Source organism: Polyangium jinanense (assembly GCF_028435265.1).
Lineage (GTDB): Bacteria > Myxococcota_A > Polyangia > Polyangiales > Polyangiaceae > Polyangium > Polyangium jinanense.
This window is the reverse complement of record NZ_JAGTJK010000001.1, coordinates 916,905-941,902: the sequence shown is the minus strand read 5'-3', so window position 1 is coordinate 941,902 and position 24,998 is coordinate 916,905. Positions and strand designations below refer to the sequence as shown.

General features: G+C 69.1%; 12 protein-coding genes. 4 read left to right on the top strand and 8 right to left on the bottom strand.

The features are described 5' to 3' along the window. Positions 1-20: 20 nt before the first annotated feature. From KEG38_RS03840 to KEG38_RS03825, 4 genes are all read right to left on the bottom strand, one after another. Entirely contained in the window at positions 21-1,427 is a 1,407-nt protein-coding gene (locus KEG38_RS03840; RefSeq protein WP_272417612.1) for an FAD-dependent oxidoreductase, read from the bottom strand. Between the two features lie 50 nt (positions 1,428-1,477). Next, entirely contained in the window at positions 1,478-2,032 is a 555-nt protein-coding gene (locus tag KEG38_RS03835; protein ID WP_272417611.1) for a hypothetical protein, read from the bottom strand. Positions 2,033-2,036: 4 nt separating this feature from the next. Beyond that, positions 2,037-4,211, bottom strand: coding sequence for a flotillin domain-containing protein (locus tag KEG38_RS03830; protein WP_272417610.1), 2,175 nt, complete (start codon positions 4,209-4,211; stop codon positions 2,037-2,039). A 100-nt stretch (positions 4,212-4,311) separates the two neighbouring features. Next, complete coding sequence (locus tag KEG38_RS03825) at positions 4,312-5,136, bottom strand: OB-fold-containig protein (protein WP_272417609.1); 825 nt, start codon at positions 5,134-5,136, stop codon at positions 4,312-4,314. Between the two features lie 177 nt (positions 5,137-5,313). Between KEG38_RS03825 and KEG38_RS03820 the strand changes: the two genes are divergently transcribed. Continuing rightward, a complete protein-coding gene (locus KEG38_RS03820) occupies positions 5,314-6,270 on the top strand; it encodes an amidohydrolase family protein (RefSeq protein ID WP_272417608.1) in 957 nt (318 codons plus the stop codon). On the opposite strand, the gene KEG38_RS03815 is transcribed toward KEG38_RS03820, so the two are convergent. The 3 genes from KEG38_RS03815 to KEG38_RS03805 all read right to left on the bottom strand — a co-directional run bounded on the left by KEG38_RS03815 (position 6,262) and on the right by KEG38_RS03805 (position 10,566). Further along, complete coding sequence (locus KEG38_RS03815) at positions 6,262-7,029, bottom strand: DUF1295 domain-containing protein (RefSeq protein WP_272417607.1); 768 nt, start codon at positions 7,027-7,029, stop codon at positions 6,262-6,264. The two genes, KEG38_RS03820 and KEG38_RS03815, sit on opposite strands and share 9 nt — an antisense overlap. Positions 7,030-7,032: 3 nt before the next feature. Next, complete coding sequence (locus tag KEG38_RS03810) at positions 7,033-8,016, bottom strand: NAD-dependent epimerase/dehydratase family protein (RefSeq protein ID WP_272417606.1); 984 nt, start codon at positions 8,014-8,016, stop codon at positions 7,033-7,035. A 72-nt stretch (positions 8,017-8,088) separates the two neighbouring features. Beyond that, positions 8,089-10,566 (bottom strand): tetratricopeptide repeat protein, encoded by a 2,478-nt coding sequence (locus KEG38_RS03805; protein ID WP_272417604.1) that lies wholly within the window; start codon positions 10,564-10,566, stop codon positions 8,089-8,091. A gap of 446 nt (positions 10,567-11,012) precedes the next feature. Here KEG38_RS03805 and KEG38_RS03800 point away from each other — a divergent pair, with 446 nt between their 5' ends. Continuing rightward, positions 11,013-11,807 (top strand): enoyl-CoA hydratase/isomerase family protein, encoded by a 795-nt coding sequence (locus KEG38_RS03800; RefSeq protein ID WP_272417603.1) that lies wholly within the window; start codon positions 11,013-11,015, stop codon positions 11,805-11,807. Between the two features lie 51 nt (positions 11,808-11,858). Here KEG38_RS03800 and KEG38_RS03795 read toward each other — a convergent pair whose 3' ends face one another. After that, positions 11,859-12,740, bottom strand: coding sequence for a 3-hydroxybutyryl-CoA dehydrogenase (locus KEG38_RS03795; protein WP_308216876.1), 882 nt, complete (start codon positions 12,738-12,740; stop codon positions 11,859-11,861). Positions 12,741-13,067: 327 nt separating this feature from the next. Here KEG38_RS03795 and KEG38_RS03790 point away from each other — a divergent pair, with 327 nt between their 5' ends. Continuing rightward, on the top strand, positions 13,068-24,305 hold the full coding sequence (locus tag KEG38_RS03790) for a tetratricopeptide repeat protein (protein WP_272417601.1): 11,238 nt from the start codon (positions 13,068-13,070) through the stop codon (positions 24,303-24,305). Then, on the top strand, positions 24,302-24,997 hold the full coding sequence (locus KEG38_RS03785) for a lysophospholipid acyltransferase family protein (RefSeq protein WP_272417600.1): 696 nt from the start codon (positions 24,302-24,304) through the stop codon (positions 24,995-24,997). The genes KEG38_RS03790 and KEG38_RS03785 overlap by 4 nt, the downstream gene beginning before the upstream one ends. The last annotated feature ends 1 nt before the right edge of the window (position 24,998 follow it).

The window sequence follows — 24,998 nt, the reverse complement described above, 5'->3', positions numbered from 1 at the left end:
TCAGGGGCAGGCAGCCTGCCCTACCCCGCCCCTCCCACGAGCCCCCCCACCACCTCGCGCACGGAAGTCCGCACGGGCCGCGTCGCCCGCTCGATCACCCGTCGCGCCACGTCCGGCGCGAGCAGCGACGATACCGGATCAAGCAAGTGCTGCACCCGGACGAACCTCTGGAACACCAGTTCGTCATCCGGGATGGTATTCATGAGCTCGTCCATGTACTTCCCCACCACCCGGCTGAGCCCCCCGGGGCGCTCGCCCCGCGTCGCCGACCAGCGGAAATCCTCGGAGATCGCCATTCCCCACACCGAGCGCACGACCCGCTCGAGGCGTCGCTGGAATCGGCGCGACAAACCCGCGAGGCTCGGGCCGCCGATGCGCTCGCGTTGCTCCGAAAGGCAGGCGCCGAGCTCCAGCGCGCCGAGCACCGCCATCGACATGCCCTGGCCGTACATCGGGTTGAACGAGGCGACCACGTCGCCGAGCGCCACGAAGCGGTCCGGGAAACGCTTCAGCTCCTCGAAATGGCGGTGGCGGTTCTCCCCCTTCGCCGAGCCGTAGATTGGCGAGGCCGGCTCGGCTTTCTGCACGAGATCCCAGACCTCGGGGAATCGCAGGTTGCGGATCCAGGCGTGGAATCCCTCTTCGTCGAGCGGCGCGCGTTCGCCCGCGATGCCCATCAGCGTGACGAACCACTTGCCGTCCTCGCACGACATGTAGCCTCCGCCCCGCGGCAGATCCGGGGGGGTCGGGAGGTCCACCACGAGATTGTACCGCGAGAGGCTGCGAGGACCACGATACCAGCGGGTCGCATAAGACAGGGCCGCGTCGACCGTCTCCTCGCGCGGCGTCGGATAGCCGAGCTCCGCGAGCCACTCGTCCACCCGGCCCTCGCGGCCGCACGCCGCGACCACGAAGTCGGCCCGCAGGACGTCCTCCCCGCGGCTGTCGCGAACCTTCACGCCCGAGACCCCGTGGCCCTCGGCGACGAGGCCCTTCACCTGGACGCCATTACGAAACTCGACCCGGCCGCCACGCTCGAGCCGACACCGCATCGTGTACTCCCGGAACGGACGGCTCGCGAAGCTGACCTCGACGCCGCTCGTCGAGTGCGGCAGGCGGAAGATGGGAAAATTGATGAGCGCTGTGCCGGCATAGTCGCCCCACGGCGCCCCGGCCGCGGTGAGCTCCTCGCGGAGGCCCGGGAAGAGCCCCTCCAGCGCCTGCTCACCGCCCGCGAGCAGGATGTGGACGTGCCGAGCCTGCGGGACCCCGGCCCGGTGCTCGGCGCCGCCCGGCGGTTTGTCGCGCTCGAGCACGGTGATACGGTCGAAATGCTCGGTGAGCACACGCGCGGTGGAGAGGCCAGCGATACCACCACCAATGACAATGGCATGACGGCCGGTTCCGTGCGCTGCAGCAAGACTCATGGCGGTCCTCCTCGACGAAGGCCACATGATAGCCAAAAGCGGAAATCCTGTCAGCCCCGCACGTTCCGATCGGGTGACGGACGGGAGCCCTGGAGCTCGGCGAGGATCGCGTCGAGGCGCGCGAGAATGGCTTTCTGGAGGGCGAGTGACTCCGCTGTAGCGGCGGACACGTGCGCTTCAGCCCCATTGGAAGGCGGCGCGCCAGAATTGTGCTGCGCCGGGACAGGCGGGGCGAACGCGTTCGCCGCGACACTCGGGCCAAACGTCATGAGGAAGGTGGCGAGGGCCTTGCCGGATTCGGTCGCCGCGAACTTGTTGTCGTATCCCACCGAAAGGCAGGTCGAGACGAACACCGCGGCGTCCCAGAACGTGCGGCACCGCGGATTCTTGTCCTTCTCGGCCAGCCAAAAGAGGTAGGCGCCGCCAAGCACGGAGACGAGGAGCGTGTCCAGCGGATCCCGCTGGACGAGCTCGCGAAAACCCTGCTTCCACGTGCCATACCCGAGCGCGCCGCCCTGCGCGCCCGGGGTCGAGACGAGGCCACGCGCGATCTGCGCAAGAGCCGTGAGCGCGGCTTCATCGGGGTCTCGGCGAGGCGTGGTCATCGAATCATTCCCCAGGGAGCGGGGCCGCGGGCGGGATCGTCGGAGGGTCGATCTCGTGGACCTGAATGCCAGCGCCGGAGGGCGCGGCGCGGCCGACGCCGAGGTCGTCGAGTTTCTTCGCGAGCTCGGGGTCCTTGTCGATCACAGCGCGGAGCTCGGCCGGGAGCGTGCCGAGGAAGGCGCGGGCCTTGTCCGCGAGGCCTCGCTCGTCGACCTGCGAGAATGCGAGCATCTCGCGGAGGAGCGGGTAGGCGGCGCCCGCTTCGAGGATGGTCTTGAGGACCGGCGAAGCGACGTTGCCGAAGGGCGCGCTCGGGGCGCCCTCGCCGTTTGTCGCGGCAGAGCCGCTCGTGCCCTGGAGCTGCAGGACCTTGATCTCGCTGATGGCGCGGGCCGGGGTCATGAGCTCGCGGGTGACGGCGGGCAGGACGTCGAGCGCCTTCACGGCGACGTCGCGGAGGAGGAACTTCGTGGCGACAGCGTTCTCGGCCTCGACGAGCCTGCGCTTGGCTTCGGCTTCGGCCTCGCCCTTCTTGCGCGTGGCCTCGGCGAGGGCGATCAAGGCCTGCGCTTCCTGCGAGGCGGCCTGGGCCTTGGCCTCGGCCGAGATGCGGACGCGATCGGCGTCGGCCTCGGCGCCCTTGCGCATGACGTTCGCGTTCGCCTGCGCATCGAGCTCGCGCGCCTGCGCGAGGCCCTGCGCGCGGGCGATCTCGCCCTCGGCGGCGGCGCGCTTGGCCGCGGCTTCGCCTTCGGCGTGCGCCTTGAGCGCGGCGGCCTGCGTCTCGGCTTCGAGCTTGAGCTTGAAGGCCTCGCGCTCGGCGGCGATGCGCGAGCGTTGCGCGTCCTCCTCGCTCTTGATGACGGCGATCGCCTTTTCGCGGTTCGCCTTCGCGGTCTCCTCGACCGTGATGATCCCCTGCATCGCTTGCTGTTGCTCGGCCTCGGCCTGGGCCTTCAGAGCAGCGGCGCGCGCGGCTTGCTCTTCGCTCTGCGTGACCGCGATTTGCTTGGCGATGCGCGCGGTCTCGACGGCCTGCTGCTTGACGATCTCGGCGCTCTCGACGGCCTTCTGTTTGTCGATCGAGGCGGTTTCCAGGGCTTTTTGCCGATCGACCTCGGCGGCCTGGACGACCTTCTCTTTCTCGATCATCGAGGCCTCGATCTCGCGCTGCTTGGCAATCTCGGCGGCCTGCTGCGCCTTCTCGGCGGCGATCTGCGCTTCACGCTGGCCCCGCTGGCGCGCGGCCTCGGCGACGGCGATCGCTTGCTCCTGCTGGATACGCGCGGTCTCGGTGGCCTTGCGTTTTTCGAGCGCGGCGAGCTCCTGCGCCTGCTCCTGGACGTAGACGGCCTTCGCGGTCTCGGCCTTCTGCGTGGCGGCGTATTCGGCGACGCGGCGGGCCTGGTCGGCCTCGGCCTGCTTCTGATCCTGCTCGATCGTGAGGGCGCGTTTTTTCGCCTCGGCGTTCGTGAGCTGGATGGCGAGCTCTTTTTCGCGCTGGATCTTGGTGGTCTGCTCGGCGTTCGACTGGACGCTGTCGGTGATGGCGCGCAGGCCCTCGGCGTCGAAGACGTCCTGCGGATCGAGCTCCTTCACGGGGACCATCGCGAGCGCGGTGATCGAGACGTTCTCCAGCGTGAGGCCGTTTTTCTTGAGCTCGTCGGAGAGCGTGCTCTGGATGTGCTCGGCGAACTGCTTTCGCTGGCCGTGCAGCTCCATGAAGGTCTGGTTTGCCGAGACGGACCGGAGGGCGTCGGTGAGTTTGCCCTCGATGAGGTCACCGATGGCCTGCTCGTCAAAGTTTCGCTCGCCGAACGAACGCGCGGCGGCGAGGACGTCCTCGGCGATGGGCTCGACCTTGATGTAGAGCTCGGTCGTGACGTTGGCCTTGATCTTGTCCTTCGTGACGAGGGCGTTCTTGCCGGAGCGCTCGACGGAGAGCTTGATCGAGTGCAGCGAGACGCGCAGGAGCTGGTGGAGGATCGGATAGACGGTGATACCGCCGCCGATCACGACCTTGTTGCCGCCGGCGCCGGTGCGGACGAGGGCCTCGTCCGCGCCGCAGCGTCGATAAAACTTCGCCAGGGTGACGAAGAAGGCGACCAGGAGGACCAGGAAGCCGACCGTCCCCAAGGCGAATAACTGAAACTCGGGTTTCTGGAAGAGCTGAGGCATGGCTCGGATGCTCCGTATGGAGAAAGCACCGCCCGCGAGGGCGACGATCGATGAGACCGCCTCGCAGGGGGCCGTGGCAAGGGAGAACGCGCTCGCCCGCTCAGGGCGCGCGGCGAACGTTGGATTTATTATTCTTTTCCGAGGCCTCCGCTTCGGCCTCTGCTTCGGTTTCCGCCCGCGTATCGCCCGCGATGCGGAGCGCGGGCGCGGGAGGCGCGTCGTCGTCGTCGAGCGGCGCGACGAAGATGCGACCGTCCCTGCTGTCGTAATCGACGATGACCACCTCGCGGCCGGCCCCGATGACGGGTTCGCCCTCACGAATGCGGCAGATGACGTGCACGAAATGCCCCGCCCGGTCCTTGGCACGAATTTCGCCGAATTCGCTGGTCACGCGGCTACTGATCACGACACCCGAGCAGCCCACGAGGTTCCTGCGGCTCGTGGCCTCCTCGCCTGACGGCGCGACGACCTTGCCGAGGAGGCGCGAGGCAGAGCGCGTGACGAGGTAGGCGACGAGGAGCGAAGCGGGCAGGCTGAGCGCGAGGGTCGAGGGCGCGAGGGCACCGGCGCGGCCGAAATAAAGGGTGTTGAGCGCGAGGCCGGTGATGCCGAACGTGACGGCGAAGGTCTGCCAGAGGACTGAAAACGGGATGCGGCCGGCGCCGAGGTCGACGAGGATCTTGCCGCCGAGGCTCGCGTCGTTCTCGTGATCGGCGTCGTGATCGTGGTCGTGATCGGCGTCGGCATCGACGTCGTGATCGGCGTCGACATCCGCGTCGTGATCCGCGTCGGCGTCGTGATCGGAGCCGCCGACGAGCAGGCCGAGGACGCCGGTCATTTGCAGCAGCGCGAAGAGGATCGCGACGGCGAATACGATGGCGTAGGGGAGGTTCGCCCAGACGAACAGAGATTGGAGGAAGTCCAAGGGGCGCACCTCGACGTGCCCGGATCGTGTGGCCGCGCGAGGGCGGGGTCAAGATGAAGGGATCCGATTCGCACGATGGATGGCGGGAGGTCGAGGTTGTCCTCGCTGCAAAACGCGCCCTCGTCAGGCGGGGCGAGGGCTGTCGCGCGGAGCGCGTTTGAGGCATGCTGCGTCGCCATGCACGACTGTCCCCTGCCCTGCCTCGCCGATCACGCGCCGCCGTCCCGGGAGGCGTTCGGAGGATGGCTCTCGGCCGACCAGGCGCCGCTGCCCGCCGCGAACGACGAGGAAGGCGCGCGCCTGTCGTCGTCGCTGCCCGAGGTGATCGACGCGCACGTGCACGTGTTCCCGGAGCCGGTGTTCGAGGCGCTCTGGCGCTGGTTCGACCAGTATGGATGGCCGATCCGGTACAAGCTCAAAGCGCGGGAGGTGGTGCAATTTTTGCTGTCGCGCGGGGTGTCGCGGATCGTGGCGCTGCATTACGCGCACAAGCCGGGAATGGCGCGGGCGCTGAACCAATTCGTGGCGGGGCTCTGTCGGGAGGAGCCGCGGGTCGTCGGGCTCGCGACGGTGCTGCCCGGAGAGCCGGGCGCGAAGGAGATCCTGGCGGAGGCGTTTGGGATGGGGCTGAAAGGCGTGAAGTTGCATTGCCACGTGCAATGCTTCTCGCCGGACGAGGAGTCGCTGCACGACGTGTACGAGGCGTGCGTCCGGGCAAACAAGCCGCTCGTGGTGCACGCAGGCAGGGAGCCGAAGAGCCCGGCGTACAAGTGTGATACGTACGAGATTTGTTCGGCCGAGCGGGTCGGGCGGGTGCTCGCGGACTATCCGGGTTTGAAGCTCTGCGTGCCGCACCTCGGGGCCAACGAGTTCGACGCGTACGAGCGGCTGATGGAACGGTACGACAATCTCTGGCTCGATACGACGATGACGATGGCCGAATACTTCACGGGCCCGCCGCCGGTACGGCTTCTGCATTGCCGGCCGGAGCGGGTGCTTTACGGTTCGGATTTTCCGAACGTGCCGTATGCGTGGGATCGGGAGATCAAGCGGCTCGCGGCGCTCGGAATGCGGGAGATAGAGCTCGCGGGGATTGTCGGGGGGAATGCGAAGAGGCTGTACGGATCAGAATAGACCCGGCACGAGCGCCTTCCGCTCCGGCGGGTAATCCGGGAACTTTTCGCGGTACCAGCGGTGGTGGGAGCGGGCGCGCGGCAGGAGGTTCGCGATCGTCCAGAGCGCGAACGCGACGCCCGGCAGAGACCAGGTGCAGATCGCAAAACCGACCCATTCGATGATCTCGCCGAAATAATTGGGGCAGCTCACCCAGCGGTAAAAGCCGCCGCGCGGGATCTTGTAGCCGGTTTCGCCAGGCTTGCGCAGGTGGAGGAGGATCCAGTCGGCCTGCTGGTTGATGGCGAATCCCGCGAGGAAGATGGCCGCGCCAAGGAAGAAGCGGGGATCCGAGAGCCAGGCGCTTCCATGACGATCCGCGCCCGCAAAGCCGAAGAGCCAGCGGCCATTGAGATAGCCGTTGAGCGAGGTGAACGTGAACGCCGCCGCGGCAATGGCGATCGGCATTCGCTTGGGGCCGCTCTTGATGCGAAACGGGAAGATGAAGGCGCGGTGGACGTAATGGAGCTGCCAGAGGAAGAGGAACCCGAGCGAGGCCGGGTCCGTCGGGCAGCCGCCCAGATACCAGCACGCGAAAAAGACGAGGACCGACGGCGACTCCATGAGGAGCCAGCCGAGGCGATTGTCGATCGTGGGGCCCCAGGATTTCGTTTCGTGGCGGCCGTACGGGGCGGTGATGAAAAAGAGCGCCGGGAAGATCAGGGCCGCGATGACGAGGAATCCCCAGATGAGGAATCGATAGAACGTGGGCTCGTCCATGTATCAGCGGGGAAGCATGCCGACCTCGCGGAACCACGCATAGGTCCCCTCCAAGGTCTCTTTCGTGGAGCGCGGCGTGAATCCGAGCTCGGTCTCGGCCTTCTTGTGGCTCGTGTAGCGGTGAATGCGGAGCGCATGCAAAGAGACGCTGTTGAAGAGCGGGTCGACGCGGAGGAGCTTCGCAAGGCCCCCCGCAACAGGGGCGACGGCGCGCGCGAGCCACATGGGCGTGGTAAGGAGCGGCGGGCGGCGGCCCGTGACCTCGCCCGCGACCGCCGCGAGCTCCGCAAAGCTGAGCCAATGGCCGGAGAGGAGGTAGTTTTCCCCACGGCGGCCGCGGGTGTCGGCCGCGAGGGCCGCTGCCACGATGTCACGGACGTCGACCCACGAGAAGCCGCCCTCGACGAGCCCAGGCATGCGGCCACGCGCAAGCGATAGAAGGACACGGCCCATGCGCGAGGGCATGTAATCGTGCGGGCCGAGGACAGCCGCGGGATGCAAGACGACAGCGTCGAGGCCCTTCTCGACGGCCGAGAGGACGACACGATGGCCCGCGGCCTTGGAACGGTCGTACGGAGGCTGGCGAGGGTCCGTGATGAGCGGGCGCTTCTCGTCGAGGACCTCGGACGCAGGTTCGGTGGCGAAGGCGTGGATCGAGCTGAAATGCACGAGCCTGCGGACGCCGTGGCGCAAGCAGGCGTTCGTGATGTTGCGGACGCCGTCGACGTTGATGGTCTCGACCTCGGGGTCGACCGATTCGAGCGATATCTTGGCGGCGCAGTGGTAAACGAGCTCGGCGTCGCGGATGGCGCGATCGACGGTGTCGGGGTCGCGGACGTCGCCGGTGATGCGCTCGCAATCGACGCCGTCGAGCGCGCGCGGCGGCGCATGTCGATAAAGCACACGCACGCGATCGCCGCGCTCGACGAGCGCGCGCGTGAGGTTCGCGCCCACGTGCCCCGTGGCTCCGGTAACGACGACGTTCATGGATGATCGGTCCTCCGTGCGCCCGGCACTATACCGGGCGCGGAGGACACGACATCCGTTTTTTGGAGAAGGCTAGAGAATGCCCGGGAACTCGGTGTTGACGTCGTCGATGAGGTCCCGGCGGTTGATGCGCAGCCAGGCGTCACGCGCCGCGTAGAGGTGGTTCTTGAAGATGTCCGGGTCCGCGGCGACCTGGGCCAGGCGGTAATGCGTCCAGCCGATCGAGTAATCGTCCTTCAGCGCCGTGAAGAGGCCGAGGGCGTTCTCGTAATGCGACCGGGCCGCGTCGTGCTCGAACTGCGTGAGCGCGATGTCGCCGAGGCTCTGGATGCAGTTCGCCTCGCCCATCTTCTCGCCGACTTCGCGGAGAAGCGGGAGCGCCGCGAGGTAGTAGGCCTGCGCGTCCTCGATCTCCGTGCACGCGAGCGCGACGTCGCCGAGCGTCGAGAGGCACGTGCCCTCGCCGAGTTTGTCGCCGAGCTCCTTCAAGATGGGCAGTGCCTTCTGGTAATGCCCCTCGGCCACGGAGTGCTCGCCGAGCGCGAACGCGATGTCGCCGAGGTTCTGCAGGCACTGCGCCATCGAGAGGCGATCGCCGAGCTCTTCGAGGAGCGGGCCGACCTCCTGGTAGAGCGCGCGCGCCTCGTCGTACTGCGTGCCCTGGAAGGCGATGTCCGCGATGCCCTTCATGCAGTGGGCGCTCGCCGCCTTGTCGCCGAGGTCGTTGTAGATCGGGAGCGCCTCCTTGAAGCGAGCGCGCGCCTCGTCGTACTCGTCGCGCAAGGCCGCGATCTCGGCGAGGTTGCGCAAGCAGTTGGCCTCGCCGAGCCGATCGCCGATGTGCCGGTAGAACGGCGTGGCGTCGGTGTAGCGGAGCTTGGCCTCGTCGTACTCGTGGCGCTCGAGCGCGATGTCGCCGAGGCGCATGAGGCAAGCCGCGATGCTGAGGCCCGCGCGCGCCTGGTGGAAGAGCGGGAGCGCATCGAGGTAACGCGCGCGCGCCTCGTCGACCTCGCCACGCGCGAGCGCGATGTCGCCGAGCGCCTGCGTGCAGTCGGCCTCGCCGAGCTTGTCGCCGCCCTCGCGAGCCGCGTCGCGCGCACGCTCGACGACACGCGGCGTGCCATGGCCCGAGGAGCCGATGAACGTGGCGAGCGCGACGGACGCGTCGATGCACGCGATGCGATGCGGGCCGTCGAAGCCACGCAGGATCATCGCCTCGATGTTGTCGCTGTCCGCCGCGAGGCGCACAGCGCTGTCTTCACCGGACGGCCATCCGACGTTCGGGCCATTCGAGAGCGCGAGGCCGGTGTAGCGCTGCGTGGCCTTCGCGGACTCCTCGACGGAAGGGCGCTGCGAGGCGACAGCCTCACGCACGGCACGACGCACGCGGTACCGCCCCGATGCATCCTGCGCGAGGCCGAGGGCCGCGAGCGCGACGCCCGCGTCGGCCGTGCCAGAGGAGGCGAAGGTCGCGAGGTCGTCGGCGCGGACGCCGTTCGGCAGCGCGGCGATGAGCGGGACGAGGCGGCGCGCTTCGTCCGAGAGGCGACCGCTCGCGAGCGCGAGCGCGACGGCGATCTCGATGGCGCTCGCCGACTCGGGGCCGTCCTCGCGCATGAGGAGCTCGTTCTGCTTCTGGTGCCAGGCGCGGACCGCGAGGTCGAGCGGTCCATCCCCCGCCGCGCGCGCAAGCAAGGTGAGCGCGAGGGGGTTGCCCGCAGCCTCGGTGAGCGCGAAGGAGAGGCCCGGGTCGGAGCGGCGCGCGTCGCCGGCGACCGCGAGGAACGCTTCCCGCGCAGAAGCCTCGTCGAAGGGCTTGACGGCAGCGACGTGGAAGCCCTCGGGCCGCGCGGACGAAGACCTCGCCGTCGCGATGACCGCGACGCCGGGGATCGCCGTGAGCTTTTGAAGAAGGTCGCGCACGTTGGCGGGATCCTTCGCGAGGGGTACGTCGAGATCGTCGAGGACGATCAGGGCCGGCGCGCGGCGGAGCGCCTCGGCGATACGGTTGAGGAGCGGCGCCTCGGGCGTGACGCCGAGCGCACGGCTGACCTCGACGACGGCCGCTTCGGTGTCGGCCGTGGTGTCGAGATGCGCGACGTACCTGCGGCCGCCGAAGTGCTGGACGGAGGCAGGCGCGTGGAGGAGCGCGAGCGCGAGCGTCGTCTTGCCGAGGCCTGCGTCGCCGACGAGGAGCACGGGCTTCGGCGCATCACGATGGATGTGCGCCGCGAGCTCGGCGAGGAGCGCGTCCCGACCCACGCAGGGTCCTGCGTCGGGCACCGGCACTCCGGCGACCCGTTTGTCCTCGGCGAGCAGGTGCTCGTTCCGAGCGACGGCGACCGGGCGCGCGCCGGAGATCTTGTCGAGCAGAACCTTGAGATCGGCGTTGTCCACGAGGAGCGCGATCTTGCCGGCCCGATCGGCGCCGCGCGCGATGCGCCGGGCGATGGTGCCGAAGTTCTGTGCGACGAACGCTTCGACGTCTGCGTCTTGAGGCAGGACTTCCGCGAGCAGCCGGTTCAGACCGGCCTTGGTAAGGACCATACCCGGCAGTTTCACCCCGAGACGCACGCGGGGACAAGATCGGTTGCGTTCCGGTCGAGCCCCAAAGCTCGTTTGGAGGCCGGCGCGCCGAGGGACCATGCATCACGGTCCGATCGGTGTGCGCCTCTCGGTTCTGCCCGCTCGGTCTCCTCATTCTGCGTCAAGTAGTCCCGGGCACAACGACCTGCGCATGACGGAGACACCTCCTCGAGGACGTGACGATGCGGACGTGTTGGATCGGCCCGGTCGATCGTCGATTCCGTGCACGAGTCGCGCACTTGCGCTCGACAAGGAGCGCGCGGGTGTCACACTCTCACTCGTCGCGCGCGTGCCGGTCCGCCCCCCCCAACCGGTGCGCTGCGCGACTTTTTTTTGCCCTTACGGCACACCGCGTCGACGCCTCGTCCCGGCTTCCCACCGGGGCCGCGCCCTGGTAACGCGGCGCCATGACGGATACCGACCTCGTCCTGGTAGAGCGGACCGGCCCGATCGCGACGCTCACGATCAACCGGCCCAGCAAACTGAACGCGCTGAACGCAGAGCTCGTGGCAGAGCTCGCTCGCGTGTTCGAGGCGCTCGCGACCGAAGGTGCTGGGGAAGACGCGGTGCGCGCGGCGATCCTGACGGGCGCGGGCAAGGCGTTCGTGGCAGGCGCGGACATCGGGGAAATGGCGGAGATGACGCCGGTGGCCGCGAAGCGGTTCGCCGACGCGGGGCAGCGGCTGTGTCATCGGATCGAGACGCTGCCGTTCCCGGTGATCGCCGCGGTGAACGGATTCGCGCTCGGCGGGGGCTCGGAGCTCGCGCTTTCGTGCGACTTCATCTACGCGGCCGAGGGCGCGAAGCTCGGGCTGCCGGAGGTGACGCTCGGTGTGATGCCGGGGTTCGGCGGGACGCAACGGCTGCTCCGGCGCGTCGGCGCGGCGCGCGCGCGGGAGCTCGTGTACACGGGCGACATGGTGAGCGCGGAGCAAGCGCTCGCGATCGGGCTCGTGAACGCGGTGCATCCGGCGGCGGAGCTCGTGCAGAAGGCGCGAGAGACGGCGCAGAAGATCGCGTCGCGCGGGCCGCTCGCGGTGGCGGCGGCCAAGCGCGTGATGCTGCACGGCGAGGGCGTCGACCTCGCGTCGGCGTGCGAGCACGAGGCGCAGGCGTTCGCGGGGCTGTTCGGATCGGAAGATCAGCGAGAGGGGATGAAGGCGTTCCTGGCGAAGACGAAGCCGACGTTCGTCGGGCGGTGAGACCTCACCCCCAAACCCCCTCTCTCGCGGGAGAGGGGGTTTGACGAGGAGCTAGCGCGCGAGACTGCTCTTCGTCTTCTGGCCCTTCTCGTCGTACACGTAAAAACCGCGGCCGCTCTTCTTGCCGAGCCAGCCGGCCGCGACGAGGTTTCGCAGGAGCGCGGCGGGGCGGTACTTGTCCTCGCCGAGGTCCTTGTGGAGCACCTCCGCGATCGCGAGGACCGTGTCGAGGCCGATGAGGTCCGCGAGCTCGAGCGGGCCCATCGGGTGGTTCAAGCCGAGCTTCGCACCCGTGTCGATGTCCTCGGGGCTGCCCACGCCTTCCTGCAACGTGAAACAAGCCTCGTTGAGGAAGGGGATCAACATGCGGTTGACCAGAAAGCCCGGTCGATCCTCGGAGGTGATCACGGTCTTGCCGAGACGAACCGAGAGCTCGTGGACGAGCGTGTAGGTCTCCGGCGAGGTCTGCACGCCACGCACGATCTCGACGAGCTTCATGAGCGGGACGGGGTTCATGAAGTGCATGCCGATGACCCGCTCGGGCCGCGACGTCGCGGCGGCGAGGCGCGTGATCGAGATCGACGAGGTGTTCGAGGCGAGGATCGCGCCCGGCGCGAGCGCGGCGTCGGCCTTGCGGAAGATGTCGAGCTTGAGGTCGACGTTCTCCGTCGCGGCTTCGACGACGAGCTCGACCGTCGAGAAGGCGGTCATGCTGCCGGCGGGGGTGATGCGATCGAGCAATGCGCGATGCTCGTCGGCCGACAACTTCCCTTTTTCTACGAGCTTTCCGAGGATACTGCCGATCTGCGACTTGCCCTTGTCCGCGATCTCCTGGGAGGCGTCGCAGAGGACGACCTCGATCCCGGCTGCGGCAGCGACCTGCGCGATGCCGCGGCCCATCTGGCCAGCGCCGATGACACCAATCCGTTTCACGGAGGAAGCGTTCATGGGCCCGCTTGATAGCCCAAGGTGCGGCGGCGTGGAACGGCCGAGGACGCACAGGGGGAGGATGGGAGCTTTCCCGCGGGTTTGCCGCGCCACGAGCGGACGGCCGGGCCGGGATGGAAACGGCACCTTGATACGCTGGTCGAATGCAGCGTAGAGTCGGCTCGCGTCAAATAAATACGAGGATCCTTCTCTCGAGACGCATGGCGGGAGAAGGACGAGCTGTCTGGTCCAAGGAGCCCGCGCTGCACGTCGAGGTGAAGCGTATGGGTGACCGGATGATCGTGTCGTTGAGCTTCGCCGACCGGGGTAACGATGAGCGTTGAGAAAATTCGCGTGGCCCTCGGGGTCCTGCAGTCCGATCCCGAGAACGAGGCGGCCTGGAACGATCTCTCGGAGGCAGTGACGGCCCCCGACACGTCGACGAACGACGTGGAGCGTCTCCTGGGGCTCGCGCGGGCCAAGCAAGAGGAGCGGAAAGAATGGGGCGCGGTCGCCAAGCTCCTCGAGCTGGAGATCTCGTTTGCCTCGGGGACGCCCGTCGAGCCGCCGATGCAGGCGGAACTCGCGCGCATCTACAACGAGGAGCTCGTCGACGCCGACAAGGCTCGAGCCGCGTATCAACGCCTGCTCGAGCTCCGGCCGGATGACGAGGCCGCCGCCGAGGCGCTGGAGAGCGACACGGCGAAGCGCGAGCGGTGGAACGAGATCGTCGATCGCTACGTGGCCGAGTCCGAGAACGCGGACGGTCCCGCCTTCAAGAGCTCGCTGCTCGCGAGCGCGGCGGACATGGCGCTCCGGTACGGGCACGGCGAGGCGCGTGATCGGATCGACGAGCTCATCGGTCTCGCGCTCGCGCTCGACCCGAAGAACACCCGCGCGACGCGGCTCCTCGAGCGCGCGAGCGCGAAGGTCGCCGACTGGGACGGCGTGACGCGGGCGCTCTCGTTCACGCTGCGCGAGGGCGCGACGAAGGACGACCGCATCGCGGCGGGGATCAAGCTCGGGCGCGTCGCTGCGGAGAAGCTCGGCGACAAGAACCGCGCCCGCGACGCCTTCGCGCAGGTGCTCGACATGCAGCCCGGTCAGCCGGACGCGCTCGCGTTCCTCGCCGACCATTTCACCTCGAACGAGCAATGGGACGAGCTCGTCGCGCTCTACGAGGATCAGCTCAAGGGCGGCGGCGTGAAGCCGGGCGAGGAGCTCGGCGTGCTCATCCAGATCGGCATGGTGCACTGGCGCATGCGCGGTCAGCCGCAGGCGGCGGAGGCGTACTTCGACCGCGTGCGTCGCGCCGATCCGACGCACGCCGGCATGCTCGCGTTTTTCCGGGAACACCTGCTCGCCAAGGGCGACAAGGCGCGGCTCTACGCGATCCTCACCGACGCCCAGCGCGCGCTTCCCGATGGAGCCGACAAACGCGCGATCGCCTCGGAGCTCGCCAAGCTCGCCGAGTCGACCGAGAACGCGCACAAGGCGATCGATCAGTACAAGAACATCCTGCGCACGGACCCGGACAACCGCGACGCGCGCGATGCCCTGAAGCGCCTCTACATGCAGACGGAGGGCTACAACGCCCTCGTCGAGCTCTACCGGCAGGAGCTCGAGCGCACGCCGCAGACCGACGTGCAAGGTCGCATCCAGGTGCTGCGCGACATCGCTTCGGTCTACCGCGACCGCGCGAAGAACGACGCAGCGCTCGTCACGGCGCTCACGCAAATCGTGCAGCTCGACGAGCGGGACATCGACGCGGTGCGTGAGCTGACGCGGGTCTACGAGACGCTGGGTCGCTGGCGTGACCTGCTCGCTTACCAGCAGAAGCTCGCCGAGCTCTCGACGAGCGACGCGGAGAAGGCGAACCTCTACCGCGCGGTCGCGCGTCGCTGGGTCGATCAGTTCTCGAACGTGCAGAACGCGGTCTCGGCCTACGAGTCGCTGCTCGCGGTGGCGCCGGGCGACGAAGAGGCCGAGTCACGGCTGAAGGAGCTCTACCTGAAGCGGCGCTCGTGGGCGCAGCTCTACGCGCTCTACGAGGCGCAGCTCCCGAGGACGGAGGACGCGGCGCGCATCGAGTTGCTCGGCGAGATGGCGAAGCTCGCAGCCGAGCGCCTCGATCGCGGCGCGGACGCGATCGCGCACTACAAGCAGATCCTGGAGCTCGACGCCCAGGCGCCCGGCGTGCTCGACGCGCTGGAGAAGCAAGCGGAGCGCGACAAGGATTTCGCGACGGTGGCCGAGGTGCTCGAGCGGCGCGTGGACGCGGCGACAGACGACGCGGGCCGTCTCAACGCGCTGCAGAAGCTCGGCGCGGTGTACGCGGAGCGTCTGAAGGATCCGGTGGCGGCGGCGCGCACGTGGCGACGCGTGCTCGTGCTCTCGCCGGGGCATGCGCGCGCTCTCCGCGTGCTGCGTGAGTCGTACGTGGCGTCGGGCGACTGGGACGGGCTCGAAGAGCTCTACGCGTCGCAGAACGACTGGGAGGGTCTCGTCGAGTTCCTCTCGGGCGCGGCGGACAAGGCCGCCGAGCCGAACGTCAAGCTCGACATCTCGTTCCGCGCGGCGCGGATCTACGAGGAGCAGCTCGGCGCGCCCGAGCGGGCCGTGCGTTCGTACGAGCGCGTCCTCAGCGTGTCGCCCTCCGACGCACGCGCGGCGGCGGCGCTCGTGCCGATCTACGAGAAGGAAGAGAAGTGGGGGCGGCTGCCCGCGCTCTACGAGATCCTGCTCGGCGCCACGCAAGACGTGGAGGAGCAGGTCTCGATGCTGCGCAAGCTCGCCGCCGTGACGGGCGGGCCGCTCGCGGACAAGCAGAAGGCGCTCGGCTACGCGCGGCGCGCCTACGAGCTCGACGCAAGCGAGGACGGGCTGTCCTTGCTCGAAGCGTGGTCGCGCGCGGCGAGCTCGTGGAATCCGTTCGTCGAGGCCGTCGAGGCGCGGCTGAAGCGTGACGCGGATCTCGACGGCCTGACGCGGCGTGCGCTGAAGCTGCGTCTCGCGGAGGTGTACGCGCGCGAGCTCGGCAAGGTGGACGAGGCGGCGGCGACGTACCGCGAGCTCGTCGAGGCGGATCCGACCGATGAGGAGACGATCCGCGAGCTCGACGCGCTGCTCCGCGCGAACGAGAAGAAAGACGACCTGCGCTGGCTCTTCCAGCTGCGCGCCGATCAGGTCGAGGGCGAGGCCCGCGCCGAGATCCTCGAGGAGTGGGCGACGCTCGAAGAGGAGGTCTTCGGCGACAACGCGAAGGCGATCGAGCTCCTGCGCAAGGTCGTCGAGGTGACGCCGGCGCGTGGCGAGGCACTCCGTGCCCTCTCGCGCCTGCTCATCGCGGCGGGCGAGGCAGCCGCGGGCGCCGAGGTCGTGGCGCGTCACCGCGACGTGTCCGAGGGCGAGCAACGCGGGCAGTGCGAGGTCGAGCTCGCGACGTTGTACCTGGAGAAGCTCGAACGGCCGGTGGACGCGTTCGACGCGGCAGTGCGCGCGCTGGAGATCCTCCCGCACGATACGGATGCGGTCGGGATCCTCGCGCGGCTGCTCGACAAACCCGAAACGCGCGCGCAGGCAGCGCAGGTTCTGTCGATCGAGTACGCCGAGACGGGCGACGCGCGCCGCGAGGCGCACGCGATCAAGGTGCTGCTCGAGTCGGAGACCGACACGGCCACGCGGCTCGCGCTCTTCCTCCGGCTCGCGGACGTCAACGAGCAGAAGCTCCGCGCGGTGGGCACGGCGCTCGACGTGGTGCTCGGCGCGCTGAACGAGTTCTCGAGCGAGCTCACGGTGTGGGATCGCGCCTCCGAGCTCGCCGCGCGCGCGGGTCGCCCGACGGACCTCGCCGAGGCGTACCGGACGCACCTCGTCACGTCGCGCAGCGACGGCGAGAAGAAGCTGCCCGACGATGTGGAGATCGAGCTCTGCGAGCGCGCGGCGATGCTGCACGACGACCAGCTCGGCGATCCGGAGGGCGCGATGCCCTACCTCGATCGTGTGCTCGCGGTGGACCCGACGAACGAGCGCGCGTTCTCGCGCCTGAAGCAGATCCTGACCAACGCGGAACGGTGGAGCGAGCTCGAAGCGCTCTACGACAAGGCCGCGCAGGGCACGCCGGATCAAACGACGCGGATCTCGTTGCTCAACGACGTCGCCGTGATCGCCGAGGAGATCATGGGCGATGCGGCGAAGGCCATCCGCTACTACGAGCGCATCCTCACGCTCGACTCGTTCTACGAGCCGGCGCTCGACGCGCTGCAGAGGCTCTACGAGCGCGAGGGGCGGTGGAAGGATCTCGCGGCGCTGCTCGAGCGGCGGCTCGAGACGGCGACCGACGAGGAAGCGGCCGACATCAAGCTGAGCCTCGGGCGGATCTACCTCGACCGGCTGCACGAGCCGGCGCTGTCGCTCGAACACCTCGAGCGCGTGCTCGAGCAACGTCCGGGTGACGGCGAGGCGCGCCAGCTCGTCGAGCGTCTGCTCGAAGTGGGCAGCCTGCGTCTGCGCGCCGCGCGCGTGCTGGAGGTCGTGTACGAGGCACGCGACGAGGTGCGTCAGCTCGTGCGTGTGCTCGAAATCCGGCGCGAAGGCGCGCAGGAGGAGCACGAGCGTCGCGAGCTTCTGCGCCGCGTGAGCACGCTGCGCGACGACCGTCTGCGCGACGACGCGGGCGCGTTCGCCACGTTGAGCGAGCTCGTGCCGCTCGAGCCCGACGACGCGGTCGTGCGCGAGCGCTTCGTCGACATCGGTCGCAGGCTCGCCGAGCACGAGAAGATGGCGACCGTCCTCACGGCGGCCGCCGACGCGTGCAGCACGCCGCCGACGCAGGGCGAGATCCTCATGGTCGTCGCGGAGATCTGCGCGGACATGCTGGGCGACCTGGATCGGGCCGAGAAGGTCTACCGGCGCGTGCTCTCGATCGACGAGACCGATCCGAACCTTGTGATCCCGGCGGCGCAGGCGCTCGCCGGCATCTACACGGGCAAGGGCAAGCACGAGGCGCTCGCCGAGGTGCTCGGCATCGAGGTGCGCCTCGAAGAGGACCTCGAGAAGCGTCGCAGCCTCTACCGCCGCATCGGCGAGGTGTACGAGTCGGTCCTCGAAGCGCCCGACAAGGCGATCGGGGCCTGGCGCGCGCGTCTGTCCGACGATCCGGAGGACCTCGAAGCGCTCTCCGCGCTCGAGCGCCTCTACGAGCGCACGGGCGAGTGGCGCGAGCTCGTCTCCATCCTGGAGGCGCGGCAGACGCTCTCGAACGACGCGACCGAGCGCAAGCGGACGATGGTGCGCGCGGCCGAGACGCTCGCGAGCAAACTCGACGACGTGGCCGGCGCGATCAGCGGCTGGCGCAACGTCTCCGACGAGTTCGGCCCCGAGCCGGCCACGCTCTCGGCACTCGAAGCGCTCTACGAGAAGGCCGAGCGATGGGCAGATCTCGCCGACACGCTCGACGTGCATCTGTCGCTCGCGACCGAGCTCGACGAGCGGCTCGATCTGTTCGCGCGGCTCGGCGACGTGCGGCGCCTGCACCAGAGTGATCTGCCGGGTGCGCTCGACGCGTACCGCCAGGCGCTCGTCCTCGATCCGGCGAACGCGCGCTGCAGGAACGCGCTCGAAGCCCTGCTCGAGGATCCCGAGGCGCGGCGCGACGCGGCCGAGACGCTGCATCCGCTCTATGAGGCCGATGGTGACAGCGAGAAGCTGCTTCGCGTCCTCGAGATCGAGGTGGAGACGGCGGACAACACGGGCGAGCGCCTCTCGAATCTGCAGAGCGCACTGCGCACGGCGGAAGGTCCGCTCAGCGACACGGGCCGGGCCTTCGGGTACGCGGTGCGCGGCGTGCGCGAGGCCGCGGGTGAGCCCGAGGTCGCGCAGTGGATCGAGACGGTCGAGCGCCTCGCGAAGGCGACGGGTCGGTGGGCGGAGCTCTCCGAGCTCTACCGCTCGGTCGTGGACTCGATCCTCGACGGCGACGTGCAGCAGAACGTGCGGCTGCGCGTTGGCGAGCTCGCTCGGACGAAGCTCGACGACAAGGCGCTCGCGGTCGAGTGGTACAAGAACGCGCTCGAAGCGAGGAGTGACGATCGCCGCGCGATGATCGCGCTCGAGGAGCTCTACGGCGAGGCGAACGACGCGCCGAACCTCCTCGAGATCCTCCGCCAGCGCGTGGAGAACGCCGAGGACGACGTCGAGAAGAAGCGCCTCCTCTTCCGCCAGGCGGAGCTGCAGCGCGACGCGCTGAAGGATCCGACGGGCGCGATCGAGACGTACGAGGCGCTGCTCGACGTCGAGCTGAACCCGAAGGCGATCGACGCGCTGGAGACGCTCTACAAGGAGTCGAAGCGCTGGGAAGACCTCATCAAGCTCTACGAGCGTCAGCTCGACGGAGCGGTGGGGGCGCCGGCCGAGCTTCGCGTGAAGATCGCGAAGGTCGCGCACGAGAGGCTCGAGGATGTGTCCCGCGCGTTCGACGAGCTCGCCGAGGCGCTCGTGATCGACGCGGCGCACGTGGGCGCGGTGGGCGAGCTCGAAGCGCTGCTCGAAGCGTCGGAGAACCCGGCGCACCGGGCGCGCGCGGGCGAGATGCTGGAGCCGGTCTACCTCCGCCGCGCCGACTGGGCGCGCGTGAAGATGGCCCTCGACGCGCGGCTCGCCGCGAGCGAGGACCCGTCGGAGCGGCGCGAGCTGCTCACGCGCCTGGCGACGCTGCACGAGGAGCAGCTCGAGGACTACAAGGCCGCCCTCGAGACGGTGGCGAAGCTCCTGCACGAGGACCTCGGCGACGAGGGCGTGTGGCACGAGCTCGAGCGCCTCGCGAAGGTGGCGAGCGCGGAGCGGAGGCTCGCCGAGATCTACTCGGCCGAGCTCACCGAGATCACGGTCGACGACGCGCAGAGCGCCAAGCTCTGCCGCCGGACGGGCGAGATCTACGCGGACCTGAACGACGTCACGAGCGCGCTCAAGTGGTACCGGCGCGCGCACGAGTTCGAGCCGGAGTCGCGCGAGCTGTTCTCGGCGATCGACGGCCTGCTCGTGAGGGAGCGCCGCCACGAGGAGCGCGTCGAGCTCTACCGCTCGTCGCTCGACTACCGCTACGACAAGGATCGGCTCGATGCGCTGCACACGATCGCGCGCCTCGAACGGATCGAGCTCAAGCAGCCCGAGAAGTCGATCGAGACGTACCGGGCGGCCCTCGACGTCGACGAGTCCGACGCGCGTGCGCTCGACGCGCTGACCGAGCTCTACGCGGAGCTCGGCCGTGATCAGGACCTCGCCGACCTCTACCTGCGGCGTGCCGAGGCCGCGGCGAACGGCGAGGCCGGCGCGCCGTACCGCCTCGCGCTCGCGCGGCTGCTCCGCGACAAGATCAAGGACACGTCGGCTGCGATCGATCAGCTCGAAGCGATCGTCACCGACGTGCCCTGGCACCAGGAGGCGATCAAGGAGCTCGAAGCCCTCACGCGCGACGACGAGCACAAGGCGCGCGTGGTGGAGATCCTCCGCCCGCTTTACGAGCGCAGCGACGACTGGCGCCTGCTCGTGAAGCTGAACGAGGAGCGCTACCACCTCGCGAGCGAGGTGCACGAGAAGGTCGCCGTGCTGCGCGAGACCGCGCAGCTCTGGGAGACGCGCGGCAACGACAAGAGCCTCGCCTTCCGCTCGATGCGCGCGGCCTTCGCCCTCGATCCCGAGGACGGACAGACGCGAGCCGAGCTCGAGCGCCTCGCGACCATGCTCGGCGCCTGGGAGCGGCTCAGCGAGAGCTACGAGCAGGGCATCGAGAAGACGACCGACGACGTGGTGAAGCGCGAGCTCTTGCTCGCGGTGGCCAAGGTCTACGACGAGAAGGTCGACGATCCGCGGCGCGCCCTCGGCGCCTTCCGGAGGCTCAGCGAGCTCGATCCGAGCGAGCGGGATCCGCTCGAGGCGATCGACGTGCTGTCGATGCTGCTCTCCGACTGGCAGACCTTGATCGCGGTCCTCGAAAAGAAGAGCGAGCTCGCCTCGGACGACGAGAACGCCGCCATCTGGCGTCGGATCGCCGAGACGAAGCTGCAGATGCTCGACGACGAGGAGGGCGCCATCAAGGCGTACGAGCGTGCCCTCGAGCTCGATCCGGAGAGCACGGTCACGGTCGACGCGCTCATCCCGCTGTACGAGCCGCGCGACGCAGCCCAGCGCCTCGTCGAGCTCTACGCACGTCGCGTGGAGCTCGCGGGCTCGGGCGAGGCCGACCTCCGGTACGACCTCAACGTGCGCGCGGCCGAGCGTTACGAGAAGTCGCTCGACAATCGTCGAGAGGCGATCAACGCGCTCAACGCGGCGCTCGACGCGCGGCCCTCGGACGCGGCGGTCCTCGCCTCGCTCGAGCGGCTCTACCGCGCCGAGAAGATGTGGGACGAGCTGCTCGACAACCTGAAGCTCCAGGCGAGCACGGCGGACACGCGTGAAGCGCGCGTAAAACTTCGGACCGCGATCGGCGACCTCTACGCCGCCGAGCTCGCGAGCCCGCAGGACGCGCTCGAACACTACCGCCTGGTGCTCGACGACGACGCGACGAACGATCACGCGATCAAGGCAATCCGCACGATCGGCGAGGGTCGCGAGGAGCTGCGCCTCGACGCGGCCGACGCCCTCGAGCCCGTCCTTCGCGCGGCCTCGCGCTGGGAAGAGCTCGTTGGCGTCCTCGAGATGCGCCTCAAGGCGCAGACCGAGGGCAGCGACCGCGCCCGCACGCTCCGCGCGATCGCGATCGTCGAGGACGAGAAGCTCGGCAAGCCGCTCGCCGCCGAGGGGGCGCTGCTCCGCGCGCTCGAAGACACGCCGGACGATCCCGAGCTCCACGCCGAGATCGAGCGGCTCGCCGAGCGCTCCGAGGGCTTCGGTCGGTACTGCGACGCCCTCTCGCAGCGCGCGGCGGCGACGTTCGACGCGGTCATCGCGAAGGACCTCTGGCTCCGCGTCGGTCGCATCGCCGAGGAGAAGCTCAAGGACGATCGGCGCAGCGTCGAGGCGTACGCGAAGGCGGTCGAGCAAGCCGGCGACGAGCCCGCGCTGCTCGAATCCCTCGATCGTCTCTACTCGCGGCTCGGGGACAACAAGGCGCTTGCCGACGTCCTCGAACGTCGCGTGGCCGCGATCTCCAACGAGCGCGAGCAGGCGAACTTCCATCACCGGCTCGCCACGATCCAGATCGAGGCGTTCGGCGAGAAGTCGCAGGGCCTCGCGACGTTGAAGCAAGCCCTCGAGCGGGCGCCCGATCATGGGCCCTCGCGCGAGGCGCTGGAGAAGCTCACCGACGAGCGGTCGCTCTTCGAGGAGGCCGCCGAGGCCCTCGAGAGCGTCTACAAGTCGCAGGGCGATCACGCGGCGCTCGCGAAGCTCTACGAGAAGCGCATCGGGTTCGTCGCGACGCCCACCGAGCGCGTGCGGCTCCGGCTCGATCTCGCCAAGGTCCTCGAGGATCGCTCCGGCGATCCGAAGGCGGCCCAGGGCGCGCTCGAAGCCGCGCTCAAGGACGACCCGGCCGATGTCGACGTGCTCGCCGAGCTCGAGCGCCTCGCCCCGATCACGGGCGGGTGGGCGGGCGCCGCGGACGCGCTGGAGAAGGCCGTGTCCGAGAAGAGTGATCTCTCGACGGACGCGGCGCGCGACCTGTGGATGCGCATCGCCGAGTGGCGCAAGGACAAGCTCGCCGACAACGCCGCTGCTGAACGCGCGCTCGAACAGGCGCTCAAGCACGACCCGACGAGCGAGACGATCCTGCGCAACATCGAGGGCCTGCAGCGCGCGGCCGGCCGCGAGCGTGATCTCGTGGGCACGCTGCGCCGCCTCGCCGGGCTCGACGGCCTCGGCCACCTCGCCTCCGACCTGCGCCGCGAGGCGAAGGGCCTGGCCGAGGGCGTGCTCGCGGACGACGCGCTCACCGAGGCGATCCTCCGCGACATGATCAAGGCCGACGACAGCGACGCGTGGGCGCTCGCGGAGCTCACGAAGGTGCGCGACAAGGCCGGCGATTCGAAGGAGGTCTTCGATCTCCTCGTGCGTCAGGCCGAGCTCGCGGCCGAGGGCGAGAAGATCCGGGACCTCAAGCACCGCGCGGCCTCGGTCGCCCGGGAAAAACTCTCGGACGACAAGAAGGCCCTCGACCTCTACAGCCAGATCTTCGAGGACGAGCCGAACGACGCGAAGGCCTCCGACGCGCTGCGCGAGCTCTATGCGAAGGCCGGCAAGCACAAGGAGCTCCTGAACGTCCTCTCGCGCCTCGTGGACCTCGCGGAGACGCCTTCCGCGCGCGCCACGCTGCGCCTCGAGAGCGCCCGGATCTGCATCGAGAAGCTCGACGCGACGAGCGAGGCGATGGAGCACCTGCGCGCGATCCTCGACGAGGAGCGCACGCACGAGCAGGCCACGCTGCTCCTCTCGCAGCTCCTCGAAAAGTCGGGCCGCGACGACGAGCTGGCGGAGCTGCTCAACACGCAGATCGACCTCGCGAAGGAGCGCGGCGATCTCTCCGCGGAGCTCGTCTACAGCGTGCGCCTCGGTGAGGTCTTCGAGAACCGTCTCAACAACGTTCCGAAGGCGATCGAGACGTACAAGGCGGTGCTCGAGCGCGACGGCAACCACAAGGGTGCGCTGCTCTCGCTCGCGCGGCTCTACGAGAAGAAGGGCGACAAGGCCGAGGCGGCCAAGGCGCTCGAGACGGTGCTCTCCTCCGCCAGCGGCGAAGAGGCCGTCAAGACGTCGCTCCGCCTCGCGGATCTGTACACGGCGCTCAAGGACGAGGCGGCGGTCCGTCGCGTCCTCGAAGCCGGCCTCAAGGCCGACGAGCGCGCCGCGGACATCCGCAAGAAGCTGCACGCGCTTTACGAGAAGCAGCAGGCGTGGGCCGAGCTTGCCGATCTCGTGAAGGGCGACGCCGAGGCCGCGACCGAGTCGGGCCAGAAGGTGCAGCTCTTCCGGAAGGCCGCGGAGATCCACCTCGGCAAGCGCAACGATCCGGGCGCCGCGGCGGACCTGCTCGTGAAGGCCTCGGAGCTCGCGCCCGGCGATCGGGAACTGCTCCTCGCGCTCTGCGACGCCTACAGCGCCTCGGGCCGTGGCAAGCAGGCCGCGGAGGTGCTGCAGAAGATCGTGGAGTCGTACGGCGGCCGTCGCTCGAAGGAGCTCGCGACGATCCATCACCGACTCGCCAAGGCGTACCTCGCCGAAGGCGACAAGGACAAGGCGCTCGCGGACCTCGACATCGCGTTCAAGATCGATCCGGGTTCGATCGCGATCCTGCGCGACCTCGGCGTGCTCTCGATGGAGCTCGGCGAGGCCACGGAGGAGAAGGCTGCACGCGACGCGCACTTCGAGCGCGCGCAGAAGACCTTCCGCGCGTTGCTCCTGCAGAAGCTCGACGAGAATTCGCCGATCTCGAAGGCCGCGGCCTTCTACTACATCGGCCGGATCCTCCACGCGCAGGGCGACGACAAGAAGGCGATCCAGCAGCTCGATCGCGCGATCGACGCCGACAAGAACTTCGCGCCCGCGAAGGAGCTGCTCGCCAAGCTGAAGAAGTGACCGCCGGGGGTTTGGGGGCGAAGCCCGACTTGCTCGGGCGTAGCCCCCAAGCGTCGAATACGCGGCGACGAGCCCTCGGCCACGCTGTAGGACTCGTCGCCCGCGTCCTCCTCCGCACCGTCCGCTTCTCCCTTCTCACGCACCCCGATCTCGACGGAACCGACGGCACCCCCTGGGTGCTCGCCTTCTGGCACGGTCAGCAGTTCGCGCTGCACCGCTGGCCCAAGCGCCGACGCACCGCCGTGCTTGTCAGCCTCTCCGACGACGGCGAGGTCCAGACCGGCGCGCTCGGCTCGCTCGGACTTGTCGTCGAGCGTGGTTCGTCCTCGCGCGGCGGCGCCATGGGCCTCAAGGGCATCGTTCGTCGCATGCGCCAAGGTCATGACGCGGCGTTCGCCGTGGATGGACCACGCGGGCCACGCGGCGTCGTGCGTGGCGACGGTGATCGTGTCGGCGCGATCCTCGCGGCGCAGCTCGGCGGCGGCCTCGTCGTGCCTCTCGCCTCGGCTTGCTCCTCTGCGTGGGTCCTCGCGCGGACGTGGGATCAGTTCGAGATCCCTCGTCCCTTCTCGCGTGTCGCCGTCGCGCTCGGCGCGCCGCTCGATCCACGCGGCCTCGACACCACGACCCTTGCGCGCGCGATCGACGCGGCTCGCGAGACCGCCCTGCGCGCGCTCGGCGCTGATCCGTGAC

Coding starts and splice junctions, on each gene's coding strand:
- KEG38_RS03840 (WP_272417612.1), bottom strand. CDS start 1,427: ATGAGTCTTGCTGCAGCGCACGGAACCGGCCGTCATGCCATTGTCATT.
- KEG38_RS03835 (WP_272417611.1), bottom strand. CDS start 2,032: ATGACCACGCCTCGCCGAGACCCCGATGAAGCCGCGCTCACGGCTCTT.
- KEG38_RS03830 (WP_272417610.1), bottom strand. CDS start 4,211: ATGCCTCAGCTCTTCCAGAAACCCGAGTTTCAGTTATTCGCCTTGGGG.
- KEG38_RS03820 (WP_272417608.1), top strand. CDS start 5,314: ATGCACGACTGTCCCCTGCCCTGCCTCGCCGATCACGCGCCGCCGTCC.
- KEG38_RS03815 (WP_272417607.1), bottom strand. CDS start 7,029: ATGGACGAGCCCACGTTCTATCGATTCCTCATCTGGGGATTCCTCGTC.
- KEG38_RS03810 (WP_272417606.1), bottom strand. CDS start 8,016: ATGAACGTCGTCGTTACCGGAGCCACGGGGCACGTGGGCGCGAACCTC.
- KEG38_RS03805 (WP_272417604.1), bottom strand. CDS start 10,566: ATGGTCCTTACCAAGGCCGGTCTGAACCGGCTGCTCGCGGAAGTCCTG.
- KEG38_RS03800 (WP_272417603.1), top strand. CDS start 11,013: ATGACGGATACCGACCTCGTCCTGGTAGAGCGGACCGGCCCGATCGCG.
- KEG38_RS03790 (WP_272417601.1), top strand. CDS start 13,068: ATGAGCGTTGAGAAAATTCGCGTGGCCCTCGGGGTCCTGCAGTCCGAT.